11 protein-coding genes, 2 tRNA genes and 2 rRNA genes (1 of these 15 running past the window's edge) are annotated in these 11,530 nt (G+C 43.9%); 12 read left to right on the top strand and 3 right to left on the bottom strand.

Translation table 11 applies throughout. The annotated features are described in order from the left end of the window. From PQ477_RS03580 to rrf, 3 genes are all read left to right on the top strand, one after another. Positions 1-41 (top strand) — tRNA-Ala (locus PQ477_RS03580); it begins 35 nt to the left of the window's first position. A gap of 352 nt (positions 42-393) precedes the next feature. After that, positions 394-3,328: ribosomal RNA gene (locus PQ477_RS03575) — 23S ribosomal RNA — on the top strand. A 210-nt stretch (positions 3,329-3,538) separates the two neighbouring features. Beyond that, positions 3,539-3,654: ribosomal RNA gene (rrf, locus tag PQ477_RS03570) — 5S ribosomal RNA — on the top strand. A 296-nt stretch (positions 3,655-3,950) separates the two neighbouring features. Here the strand turns inward: rrf and PQ477_RS03565 are convergent. Together PQ477_RS03565 and PQ477_RS03560 are read right to left on the bottom strand one after the other, a co-directional pair. Next, positions 3,951-4,580 (bottom strand): DedA family protein, encoded by a 630-nt coding sequence (locus tag PQ477_RS03565; RefSeq protein WP_274272969.1) that lies wholly within the window; start codon positions 4,578-4,580, stop codon positions 3,951-3,953. Positions 4,581-4,651: 71 nt separating this feature from the next. Beyond that, a complete protein-coding gene (locus PQ477_RS03560; protein WP_035395369.1) occupies positions 4,652-5,362 on the bottom strand; it encodes an MgtC/SapB family protein in 711 nt (236 codons plus the stop codon). Between the two features lie 115 nt (positions 5,363-5,477). On the opposite strand from PQ477_RS03560, the gene PQ477_RS03555 reads away from it, so the two are divergent. From PQ477_RS03555 to PQ477_RS03545, 3 genes are read left to right on the top strand one after another with little or no spacing between them, the layout of a single operon-like run. Further along, positions 5,478-5,855 carry a fluoride efflux transporter FluC gene (locus tag PQ477_RS03555; protein ID WP_274272968.1) on the top strand — a complete coding sequence of 126 codons (378 nt, stop codon included), beginning with the start codon at positions 5,478-5,480 and terminating at the stop codon, positions 5,853-5,855. Beyond that, on the top strand, positions 5,849-6,205 hold the full coding sequence (locus PQ477_RS03550) for a fluoride efflux transporter FluC (protein ID WP_052008018.1): 357 nt from the start codon (positions 5,849-5,851) through the stop codon (positions 6,203-6,205). Before PQ477_RS03555 ends, PQ477_RS03550 begins: the two co-directional genes overlap by 7 nt. A 21-nt stretch (positions 6,206-6,226) precedes the next feature. Continuing rightward, on the top strand, positions 6,227-7,366 hold the full coding sequence (locus tag PQ477_RS03545) for a trans-sulfuration enzyme family protein (RefSeq protein ID WP_035395367.1): 1,140 nt from the start codon (positions 6,227-6,229) through the stop codon (positions 7,364-7,366). 34 nt (positions 7,367-7,400) lie between these two features. On the opposite strand, the gene PQ477_RS03540 is transcribed toward PQ477_RS03545, so the two are convergent. Beyond that, a complete protein-coding gene (locus tag PQ477_RS03540; RefSeq protein ID WP_158318548.1) occupies positions 7,401-7,544 on the bottom strand; it encodes a hypothetical protein in 144 nt (47 codons plus the stop codon). Positions 7,545-7,756: 212 nt separating this feature from the next. Between PQ477_RS03540 and PQ477_RS03535 the strand changes: the two genes are divergently transcribed. The 6 genes from PQ477_RS03535 to tsaD all read left to right on the top strand — a co-directional run bounded on the left by PQ477_RS03535 (position 7,757) and on the right by tsaD (position 11,494). Then, a tRNA-Met gene (locus PQ477_RS03535) sits at positions 7,757-7,830 on the top strand. A gap of 52 nt (positions 7,831-7,882) precedes the next feature. Continuing rightward, complete coding sequence (gene thiL, locus PQ477_RS03530; protein ID WP_274272967.1) at positions 7,883-8,869, top strand: thiamine-phosphate kinase; 987 nt, start codon at positions 7,883-7,885, stop codon at positions 8,867-8,869. Positions 8,870-8,884: 15 nt separating this feature from the next. Then, entirely contained in the window at positions 8,885-9,358 is a 474-nt protein-coding gene (tsaE, locus tag PQ477_RS03525) for a tRNA (adenosine(37)-N6)-threonylcarbamoyltransferase complex ATPase subunit type 1 TsaE (RefSeq protein WP_412766096.1), read from the top strand. After that, positions 9,336-10,049, top strand: coding sequence for a tRNA (adenosine(37)-N6)-threonylcarbamoyltransferase complex dimerization subunit type 1 TsaB (tsaB, locus tag PQ477_RS03520; protein WP_035395364.1), 714 nt, complete (start codon positions 9,336-9,338; stop codon positions 10,047-10,049). The genes tsaE and tsaB overlap by 23 nt, the downstream gene beginning before the upstream one ends. After that, positions 10,021-10,509, top strand: coding sequence for a ribosomal protein S18-alanine N-acetyltransferase (rimI, locus tag PQ477_RS03515; RefSeq protein ID WP_274272965.1), 489 nt, complete (start codon positions 10,021-10,023; stop codon positions 10,507-10,509). The genes tsaB and rimI overlap by 29 nt, the downstream gene beginning before the upstream one ends. After that, a complete protein-coding gene (gene tsaD, locus PQ477_RS03510; RefSeq protein WP_144559603.1) occupies positions 10,487-11,494 on the top strand; it encodes a tRNA (adenosine(37)-N6)-threonylcarbamoyltransferase complex transferase subunit TsaD in 1,008 nt (335 codons plus the stop codon). Before rimI ends, tsaD begins: the two co-directional genes overlap by 23 nt. The last annotated feature ends 36 nt before the right edge of the window (positions 11,495-11,530 follow it).

Genomic DNA, 11,530 nt, shown 5'->3' with positions numbered 1-11,530 from the left:
CACGCAGGAGGTCAGCGGTTCGATCCCGCTAGGCTCCACCAATTCGATACCCTTTTTAAGGGATTTATTTTGTTCGGAAGAATGTATCTTCTGATCAAGAATGCGAAGGTAGTAGATACCGCTCTAAGAGCGTTTGGTACCTACATCCTGTAGGCATGGTTCTTTGAAAACTAAATCATAATCAATCAACTCAAATTAGTTTTGTTCATCGGTGTTACAACTGTTTGAACGAGACGTCAAGAATTCATAAACCTTTTAGGTTAACTGTTTGACAAAGAGACCCAAGTAGATCAAGGATGGGAAATGCTTGATGGAAGGAGCGTAGTTCGCTACGTAACTGACAGAAAGACAGGAACCAGACGAAGAGATACGAAGGGAATCTGAAGTAAAAATGGATAAGTTAGAAAGGGCGCACGGTGAATGCCTTGGCACTAGGAGCCGATGAAGGACGCGACGAACAGCGATATGCTTCGGGGAGCTGTAAGTAAGCTTTGATCCGGAGATTTCCGAATGGGGGAACCCACCATCCGTAATGGGATGGTACTCCTGCCTGAACACATAGGGCAGGGTGAGGCAGACCCGGGGAACTGAAACATCTAAGTACCCGGAGGAAGAGAAAGCAAATGCGATTTCCTGAGTAGCGGCGAGCGAAACGGAATCAGCCCAAACCAAGAGGCTTGCCTCTTGGGGTTGTAGGACACTCTATACGGAGTTACAAAGAAACGGAGTAGGTGAATTGTCTGGAAAGACAAGCCGAAGAAGGTAACAGCCCTGTAGCTGAAACTTCGTTTCCTCCAGAGTGGATCCTGAGTACGGCGGGACACGTGAAACCCCGTCGGAATCCGGGAGGACCATCTCCCAAGGCTAAATACTCCCTAGTGACCGATAGTGAACCAGTACCGTGAGGGAAAGGTGAAAAGCACCCCGGAAGGGGAGTGAAAGAGATCCTGAAACCGTGTGCCTACAACTAGTCAGAGCCCGTTAATGGGTGATGGCGTGCCTTTTGTAGAATGAACCGGCGAGTTACGATAACGTGCAAGGTTAAGCTGATGAGGCGGAGCCGTAGCGAAAGCGAGTCTGAATAGGGCGAGTAAGTACGTTGTCGTAGACCCGAAACCGGGTGATCTACCCATGTCCAGGGTGAAGGTCGGGTAACACCGACTGGAGGCCCGAACCCACGCATGTTGAAAAATGCGGGGATGAGGTGTGGGTAGGGGTGAAATGCCAATCGAACTCGGAAATAGCTGGTTCTCCCCGAAATAGCTTTAGGGCTAGCCTCGAGTGATGAGTTTTGGAGGTAGAGCACTGATTGGACGAGGGGTCCCCACAGGATTACCGAATTCAGTCAAACTCCGAATGCCAAAAACTTTAACTCGGGAGTCAGACTGCGAGTGCTAAGATCCGTAGTCAAGAGGGAAACAGCCCAGACCATCAGCTAAGGTCCCCAAGTATACGTTAAGTGGAAAAGGATGTGGAGTTGCTTAGACAACCAGGATGTTGGCTTAGAAGCAGCCATCATTGAAAGAGTGCGTAATAGCTCACTGGTCGAGTGACTCTGCGCCGAAAATGTACCGGGGCTAAACGTATCACCGAAGCTATGGCAATCCCAGTAGGGATTGGGTAGGGGAGCGTTCCAAGGACTGTGAAGCTAGATCGTGAGGACTAGTGGAGTGCTTGGAAGTGAATGCCGGTATGAGTAGCGAAAAGAGGGGTGAGAATCCCCTCCGTCGAAAGCCCAAGGTTTCCTGAGGAAGGCTCGTCCGCTCAGGGTTAGTCGGGACCTAAGCCGAGGCCGAAAGGCGTAGGCGATGGACAACAGGTTGATATTCCTGTACCACCTCGTATTTGTTTGAACGATGGGGGGACGCAGAAAGGTAGGGTGAGCGCGCCGCTGGCTGTGCGCGTCGAAGCATGCAAGGCTGGAACATAGGCAAATCCGTGTTCCGTGAAGGCTGAGCTGTGACCGTGAAGGACCCAAGGGTCCGAAATCCCTGATCCTCCGCTGCCGAGAAAAGCCTCTAGTTAGAATACAGGTGCCCGTACCGCAAACCGACACAGGTAGGCGAGAAGAGAATTCTAAGACGCTCGGGAGAACTCTCGTTAAGGAACTCTCGGCAAAATGACCCCGTAACTTCGGGAGAAGGGGTGCTCTATTAGGGTGTTAAAGCCCGAGAGAGCCGCAGTGAATAGATCCAAGCGACTGTTTAGCAAAAACACAGGTCTCTGCGAAGCCGTAAGGCGAAGTATAGGGGCTGACACCTGCCCGGTGCTGGAAGGTTAAGAGGAGGGGTTATCCCGTAAGGGAGAAGCTCTGAATTGAAGCCCCAGTAAACGGCGGCCGTAACTATAACGGTCCTAAGGTAGCGAAATTCCTTGTCGGGTAAGTTCCGACCCGCACGAATGGTGCAACGACTTGGATACTGTCTCAACGAGAGACCCGGTGAAATTATAGTACCTGTGAAGATGCAGGTTACGCGACAGGACGGAAAGACCCCATGGAGCTTTACTGTAGCTTGATAGTGAGTGTTGGTACCATTTGTACAGGATAGGTAGGAGCCTTGGAAGCCGGAGCGCTAGCTTCGGTGGAGGCGTCGGTGGGATACTACCCTGATGGTGCTGACATTCTAACCTCGACCCGTGATCCGGGTCAGGGACATTGTCAGGTGGGCAGTTTGACTGGGGCGGTCGCCTCCTAAACAGTAACGGAGGCGCCCAAAGGTTCCCTCAGAATGGTTGGAAATCATTCGTAGAGTGCAAAGGCATAAGGGAGCTTGACTGCGAGACCTACAAGTCGAGCAGGGACGAAAGTCGGGCTTAGTGATCCGGCGGTGCCGTATGGAAGGGCCGTCGCTCAACGGATAAAAGCTACCCTGGGGATAACAGGCTTATCTCCCCCAAGAGTCCACATCGACGGGGAGGTTTGGCACCTCGATGTCGGCTCGTCGCATCCTGGGGCTGAAGTAGGTCCCAAGGGTTGGGCTGTTCGCCCATTAAAGCGGCACGCGAGCTGGGTTCAGAACGTCGTGAGACAGTTCGGTCCCTATCCGTCGCGGGCGTAGGAAATTTGAGAGGAGCTGTCCTTAGTACGAGAGGACCGGGATGGACATACCGCTGGTGTACCAGTTGTTCCGCCAGGAGCATCGCTGGGTAGCTACGTATGGACGGGATAAGTGCTGAAAGCATCTAAGCATGAAGCCCCCCTCAAGATGAGATTTCCCATGGCGTAAGCCAGTAAGACCCCTTAGAGATGATGAGGTTGATAGGTCAGAAGTGGAAGTGTGGCGACACATGGAGCGGACTGATACTAATCGGTCGAGGGCTTATCCTAAATTTCTTGAGTTTGAGTATGATGATTTGATTTAGTTTTGAAAGAATCACCGATTCTTTTTAACAATGAGGATTCAATTCCTTTGACAAAGAGCAACAAGAAGATCGAGGACTAGAAGTGCTTGAAGGAAGGAGCGTACTTGCGTACGTGACTGACAGAAAGACACAAATAGGACGAAGAGATTCGCCGTTGATCTGACGTCAAAATAAGTCTGGTGGCAATAGCAAAGAGGTCACACCCGTTCCCATGCCGAACACGGTCGTTAAGCTCTTTTGCGCCGATGGTAGTTGGGGGCTTCCCCCTGTGAGAGTAGGACGTTGCCAGGCAATGAGAAAGACACCTGAAAAGGTGTCTTTTTTTGTGTATAAAGAAAGACGCAAAAGAGCTGCGCTTCGACAGAAGCGAGTTAAACAAAGAAAACGGCCGAAAAATACAAGCACAATAAAAAAGAACAACAAGAAAAAACATCGAAGGGAAGCAGCGTGCACGCCCCTGTGAGACGAAAGGGTTGTTTTCGTGAAGCCTCAAGGGAATCATCAAAGCAGTTTCAGCAGGGGAGTTCTAAAAAAACGAACCCAAAAAAAGCGAATGCTATTACGTGCATTCACTTTACATTAGAAACCTATTGTTCTTTTGATCGTACTAGCTTTTTCTTGTTTATAGAGATTGATTTATAAATAAAATACGTTATAAGTGAAAGAATAAGTAAGGTTGAAAAAAGCGATGTGTATAACAACTTATGAGCATAAATATCATCACGTATGAAAAGCCATCTGACTCCTAATCCGTAACCAGTAAAAACGAAGAGCGATGCCCACACTGCACTTCCAATCGATGTGAGACAGATATAGGATTTATAGCTGAACTTCGCAATACCTGATAAATAGCCCATTAAATGTCTAACACCAGGAATGAAAAAACCTAATAAAATAAACCACTTTCCATGTTTATTTAGTAATTGCTGGACGGAACGCTGCTTTTTAATTGAAAAGTAAAATCGTGGACCATATTTTTCTAAAAATGGAGCGCCGAGCTTAATACCGAGAAAATAAGATAGCGACATACCTATTACGGATCCAAGAAAACAGACAATAACTGTGGTACTTATATGAAAATAATCAATATAGGATAAGTATCCAAATGTGATTAATAATACTTCGTCAGGGACAGGAAGGCCAATAAGGCCAGCTACTAAAGAGACAAAAACGCCGAAATAGCCATATTGCATAATAAATTCTTTTAATACGTCCATATCTTCATTCCTAAATCAGACTTTAATTACAGTATATACATTGGAAACACAATTTTCTATAGGTTGAGTCATTATTTTTGTTCAATGGCAACCGATTGAACGTGGTCAATTTTTTTAACCATATCATACAGCTGTGTCATATACATTGTGCGCGGAATCGAGAGCAAGATATCAAGCTGCTGTTTATTTTCTTCAACATCTCTAATCTTTACATCATGGATAATAATATTCTTTTCTTTACGGCTTTTCCATTTTTTTTCTTTGTGCTGCAAGCTCTTAATTAGGTGCGTTGAAGTAGCTTCTTCCGACATGACTACTTTTAACGATACATCTGTTTGATTTAATGAAGTAGGACCGATGACTTTTAGTAAAGCTGGAATGACATTGACGGCAACTAAAATGAGTAAGACTGATAGAAAGGCTTCAGTGTAAAAGCCTGCCCCTATGGCAATCCCTATGCCCGACGCGGCCCAGATCATCGCGGCTGTTGTTAAGCCTGATATGACGTCATTGCTACGTCTTAGAATAACACCAGCACCAAGAAAGCCAACTCCACTTACAATTTGCGCTGCTAATCGCATAGGATCCATCGCAAGTCTTGCTTGGTCGGTGCTAGAAAAGTATATATAGGCCTCGACCGATACAATGGTAATTAAACAACTTGCAATACAAATAACCATACTCGTTTTTAAACCTAATGGCTTATGTTTAATTTGGCGATCAATGCCAATTAAGAAACCTGAAAATAACGCAATACTTAATTTGAGTAAAACGATTCCCAATGAGGATCACACCTTTCCTTATAGTCTATTTCTCTTATGGGTTGAGCATGCTAAAGATGTTGTAGAAACGTGTTGCTTGTAGTAAAATCAGTTTAACTTTTCTAGGTGGTGTTTCATGCACGGATTTCTAACATATATGGCCGTCATAGTGGGTGGTGCTTTAGGAGGAACAGCTAGATTTACTCTTACTCTTTTTGTTCCCGATCATGAATGGTTAGGGATTGTATTGGCTAATGTATCAGGCTGTTTTTTTATGGGATGGGCTATACAGGCGCTGAATACAAAAAGTAGAGTACCAACTTTTGTAAAGAAAGGAACAACCGTAGGATTTATCGGTGGCTATACGACTATGTCTACATTTATAGCTGATTTCTTCTCTTTCATGACTAAAAATTGGCTACTAGCACTAGTATACGTTTTTTCATCCGTATGTGGAGGAATTCTTTTAGCATGGCTAGGGATGGTTGTAGGTAAGAAGGTGGCGTTTTGCTAATAACGCTTCTTCTTGTTTCAATTGGTGGGGGAACTGGAGCTTTTCTTCGTTATATTATCGGAGAATTCTTAACCCTTCATTACAAGTGGTCTCGTTGCTTTTCAGTGATCGCATTCGTGAATATTGTTGGTAGTACCGTATTAGGTATTGCTCTAGCAATGCAACCGTCTTCGGCTATTGAGATGTTTATTCTTTATCTATGCGGCGGGTTTACAACCTTTTCTACGTTTAGTGTGGAAGCACTACAATGCTTCCTTGATAGGGAGTGGATAAAAGGGAGTTGTTACATTACTTTAACTCTAATTGGTTCAATGCTTGGTTTTGGATTAGGTTTTGTTTTTCTATCTTAAAGAGAGAAAGGGTTTGATGGTGTGGAGAGAAAAGAACGTTACTTTAATACGCAGTCTGTTCATTTTACAAAGAAAGATACAACGAAAAATAAGAGTAAAGCGAGACCGATTTATCAAACATCTGCTTTTGTATTTGAGAACTTAGATGATATGGAATCTTATTTTACGGGAGAGAAAGACTACTTATATTCGCGTTACGGAAATCCGAACACCGAAGATTTAGGAAAAGGTGTGGCATTACTGGAAGAGATGGAAGATGGTATTGCGACATCATCAGGAATGTCTGCGATTTTGTGTGCCGTCTTATCAGTATGTCAGGCAGGTGATCATCTTCTAGCGGCTCTTGATGTTTATGGTGGTACATATACATTGTTTGAACAAGAACTAAAAACGTTTGGCATCGATGTTAGCTTTGTTCAATCCCATGAAGACTGGAAAAAAGAAATGAGAGCGAACACAAAGGCTTTCTTCTGTGAGTCAGTGACAAATCCCCATGTGCGAATAGAGGATTTAGAAACAATTGTAACTTTCTCAGCCGAACATCAATTACGTGTTATTGTCGATAATACATTTGCTACTCCTTTTCTGGTTAAGCCTGTTCATAAAGGTGTTGATCTTGTGATCCATAGTGCAACGAAGTATTTAGGTGGGCACAGTGACGTCACGGCTGGTGTTGTTGTTGGCAGTCAAGCTCTTATGGAGCGGGTGAAGCAACTTGTGATTACAATGGGGGCTACATTAAGTCCGTTTGAAGCATGGCTAGCATGTAGAGGACTAAAGACTTTAGGCTTACGAATGGAAAGACAATGTGCAAATGCTGAAAAGCTGGCAGCCTTTTTAAAGAAACAACCACAAGTGGATCAAGTGTATTATCCTGAAGGGCTATCTGGAAATGGAAATGGCGCTATTGTAACGATGCGCTTGAAGCCAGATGTAGACGTGCATACATTCTTTTCGAGCTTTTCGTTTGTAAAGATTGCGCCAACGTTAGCGGGGGTAGAGACATCTATATCGTATCCAGTTGGAACGTCTCATCGTTCTGTCCCTGAAGAGAAAAGAGAAGCACTTGGTATAAGTCCACAAGATGTTCGTATTTCAGTCGGTATTGAAGACAGTAGAGATATTCAAACAGACTTTTTACAAGCACTAAATCAAGCATAAAAAAAATCAGCACCGTTAATGCGGTGCTGATTTATTATGACTTTTGATTTCCAATAATAATAGAATCAATAAACTGTGAAAACAGTGCTATGTCCGTAACAAGAAATGCGGGCAATAGTAGTACTCCTAAAAGCAGTCCCATCGGTGTTAAAACCATTAGTCGAAATGCTTTTTTCATACGAACATCTCCTCAAAGATTACTAGTATGTGTTTATTTTTCATATGATACTCCTCTTTCACAAAAATGACAAGAAGTTTTTTCTGTAAAAAAGCTTGTACAATGTAAAGGAATATGGTATATTTATTTCTGTTGTTAGAAAGACTAAAACATACAACGAAGTAAGAGCTTCCCTAGCATATGAGTGGGGATTGTACTAAACTTTATAACGACGCGGGGTGGAGCAGTCTGGTAGCTCGTCGGGCTCATAACCCGAAGGTCGGTGGTTCAAATCCGCCCCCCGCAATACCAATGAACCGAGATGCCCTCTCGGTTTTTTTATTTATTCAAAGGGAAGTGTGCAGACATTGAGAGATGAATTTTCTTTTATAAAAAGCATTACACCTACTAATCGTTTTCAACAGCAACTAACAATCGGAATAGGCGATGATGCTGCCGTTTATAAAACGTCAGCTGACACAGAGCAAGTGGTCTGTGTGGATGCAATGGTGGAAGGAATTCATTTTCGTAAAGATACATTAAGTCCTTTTCAAATTGGCCGAAAAGCGTTGGCAATTAACATAAGTGATTTAGCGGCAATGGGTGCTAATCCGATGTATTATCTTGTAACGATTGCGATTCCGAAGACTTGGACCGACCATGAATTACAAGACATCTATGCAGGGATGAACGAACTTGCAGAGCGGTATAAAATGGACTTGATTGGTGGCGATACGGTTTCGAGTAAAGACCAACTTGTCTTATCCGTGACGGCCATTGGCATCGTTCAAGAAGGAAAAGCGTTAAAAAGAAGTTCAGCAAAGCCAGGGGATGTCTTATTCGTAACCGGTCCAATTGGTAAATCGGCTGCTGGACTAGAGCTACTTCAGCAAAAAGAGAAAGATAAGCCACTTACAGACATGGAACATAGTTGTATTCGTGCTCATCAAGAGCCTGAGCCGCAAATAAGTAGTGGCACATATTTAGCGAACTTAGGGAAGCGAATTGCCTTAAATGATGTAAGTGACGGTCTATCAAGTGAAGCGATGGAACTGGCCGAAGCGAGTAACGTGCAAATCGTAATGAATGAAGAAAAATTGAATTCCATTTTACCGGACTTGCAAAACGTTGAATATCATCAGAAGCTTAAGTGGGCGCTAAACGGTGGAGAAGATTTTCAATTAATCGGAACAACCTCAAACGAGACGTTTGCGCATTTGCAAGAAAGCTCACCGACCACCCTGTTTGACATTGGGTTTGTTCGTGCGGGTAACGCAAGCGTTATAATGAAATCAGCGAATGAAGAAACGGTTTTAGATAAAGGTGGATACAATCATTTTAGCTAGTGGGGTGTGAGGAGAATGCAGTTAATGGAATTAAAGTCATTTTCCGTGGAAGATACAATGGCACTTGCCGCGTCATTTGCTGCATATTTGAAGCCAAGTGACTGTATTTTACTGGCGGGTGACTTAGGGGCAGGAAAGACTCATTTTGTAAAAGGCTTAGGAAGAGGGCTTGGCGTAGATCGTATGATAACAAGCCCTACGTTTACTATTATTAAAGAGTATGAAGGACGACTGCCTTTGTACCATATGGATGTGTACCGTGTTGGAGAAGAAGCTGACGAACTTGGGCTTGAAGAATATATAGAAGGAAGTGGCGTGACTGTCATTGAATGGGCACACCTCATCCAAGATTTACTTCCAGCTCATTCCTTCAGCTTTACCATCAAAAAAAGTAGTGAGACAGAGCGTGACATCTTGATACAGGCGCAAGGGTCATCACATCTAAGGCGTTTGGAGGAATGGATGAATGACAACGTTATTAGGGATTGATACGTCTTCTTATCGATTAGGGGTATCGGTTAGTAAAGATGGTGTGGTAATTGCAGAATATTCCACAACGTTAAAGAAAAATCATGCACTTCGCTTAATGCCTGCGGTGGAAAATGTGTTAAACGATTTAGAAATCAAGCCAAGTGACCTTGATGGGATTGCCGTTGCAAAAGGGCCAGGATCATATACAGGTGTAAGAATGGCCGTTACAACAGCAAAAACATTAGCATGGTCGTTAAATATACCGTTAATTGCGGTTTCGACCCTTGAAATGATGGCGCAAGTCGGATGTTATTTTAATGGTCTTGTTGTGCCTCTAATTGATGCGAGAAGAGGAACAGCCTTTGCTGCGGTTTATCAATCAAAGTGCGATGGTTCGCTAGAAGAAGTAGTAGAGGAACGTCATTTTACACTGACCGCTTTGCTAGAAAAGCTTGGAACACAAGATCAACCCATTTTATTTGTTGGTGAAGATGTTGCTCTCCACAGAGAAAAAATTGAAATGGAGCTTGGTCCTCTAGCACAATTTGCACAAAAGTCGGTACCAAGTGCGCGTGCAGGGGCATTATGTGCTCTCGCACAAGAAAAAGAGCCTGTGGAAAATGTTCATGGATTCACGCCAGACTATCACCGCTTACCTGAAGCGGAGGTGAACTGGCAGCATGCACAGCAGCAAAGAAACGAGTCGTAATGTTCAAGTTAGAAGGATGGATGTTTTCGACATTGATGCTGTATTAACAGTAGAAACAGAAGCATTTACGACTCCTTGGACGAGAGAAGCATTTGAAGCAGAACTCGTTCGAAATAATTATGCCTATTATTTTGTGCTCGAAGTGGATGAAATGGTCGTTGGCTATTGCGGCCTTTGGAAAGTGATAGATGAAGTCCAAATTACAAATATCGCTATACTGAAAAAGCATCGAGGTCATTCGTATGGTGAGTACTTACTTCGCTCCATTATGGAATGGTTGAAGATGGTAAATGCTCAGACATTGTCATTAGAAGTAAGGGCATCGAACGAGGTTGCACAAGGACTTTATCATAAATTAGGTTTCTCACGAGTAGGAATTCGAAAAAATTATTATGCAGATAATCAAGAAGATGCATGGGTAATGTGGGTGAGGTTAAATGACGATCATATTAGCAATTGAAACCAGTTGTGACGAAACCGCAGCTGCTGTGATTAAAGATGGTACGACAATAGTAGCAAATGTCGTTGCCACTCAAATGGAAAGTCATGCAAGATTCGGAGGGGTTGTCCCTGAAGTAGCCTCTAGGCATCATGTAGAAGCCGTTACCGCTGTTGTAGAAGAAGCCCTGGAGAAAGCAAAGGTTACGTTTTCTGATTTAACGGCGGTAGCCGTAACAGAGGGACCAGGTTTGGTTGGTGCATTGCTTGTCGGGATTCATACCGCAAAAGCAATTTCGTTTGCTCACCAGCTTCCGTTAATTGGCGTTCATCATATTGCTGGTCATATTTACGCTAATCAACTTGTGCAACCAATGAAATTTCCTTTGTTGGCTCTCGTTGCTTCTGGAGGGCATACAGAACTCATTTTAATGAAGGAAGATGGCGTATTTGAAACAATTGGTCAAACACGTGATGATGCAGTAGGTGAAGCGTATGATAAAGCGGCTCGGGCGATGAAACTACCATATCCTGGTGGTCCGAATGTGGAGAAATTAGCTTTAGAGGCGACAGAAGAAATTGAACTGCCTCGGTCATGGCTCGAAAAAGGAAGTTACGATTTTAGCTTTAGTGGACTAAAATCAGCCGTGTTGAATCGAATTCACAATGACCAGCAAAAAGGGATTGATACGAACTTAGCTGCCCTTGCGAAAGGCTTTCAAGAGAGTGTAACCGATGTGCTTGTAACACGTACCGTGACAGCGTTTAATGAATTTCAACCAAAGCAAGTATTAGTAGCTGGTGGCGTTGCAGCAAATAAAGGATTACGCCAAGCACTAGAAGAACGTTTAGCGAATAAAGTAGAACTTGTTATCCCCCCTTTACACTTATGTACCGATAATGCTGCTATGATTGGGGCTTGCGCACATCAAATGTGGTTAAGTGGAGCAAGAGGGAGTCTCAGTATGAACGGTCGCCCTGGTATGCCGCTACAATCGTTTGCTTAAAAAAGGCTTGGATCGAGAGATCCAAGCCTTTTTAAC

This window comes from Shouchella hunanensis (genome assembly GCF_028735875.1).
GTDB classification, from domain to species: Bacteria; Bacillota; Bacilli; order Bacillales; family Bacillaceae_D; genus Shouchella; species Shouchella hunanensis.
Note: the sequence above shows the minus strand (reverse complement) of the source record. Positions and strands in the feature narration are given on the sequence as shown.

Excerpts from the sequence above, each read along its gene's own strand:
- tsaE (WP_412766096.1), top strand. The coding sequence starts at position 8,885 with ATGCAGTTAATGGAATTAAAGTCATTTTCCGTGGAAGATACAATGGCA.
- PQ477_RS03555 (WP_274272968.1), top strand. The coding sequence starts at position 5,478 with ATGCACGGATTTCTAACATATATGGCCGTCATAGTGGGTGGTGCTTTA.
- tsaB (WP_035395364.1), top strand. The coding sequence starts at position 9,336 with ATGACAACGTTATTAGGGATTGATACGTCTTCTTATCGATTAGGGGTA.
- PQ477_RS03540 (WP_158318548.1), bottom strand. The coding sequence starts at position 7,544 with ATGAAAAAAGCATTTCGACTAATGGTTTTAACACCGATGGGACTGCTT.
- rimI (WP_274272965.1), top strand. The coding sequence starts at position 10,021 with ATGCACAGCAGCAAAGAAACGAGTCGTAATGTTCAAGTTAGAAGGATG.
- PQ477_RS03565 (WP_274272969.1), bottom strand. The coding sequence starts at position 4,580 with ATGGACGTATTAAAAGAATTTATTATGCAATATGGCTATTTCGGCGTT.
- tsaD (WP_144559603.1), top strand. The coding sequence starts at position 10,487 with ATGACGATCATATTAGCAATTGAAACCAGTTGTGACGAAACCGCAGCT.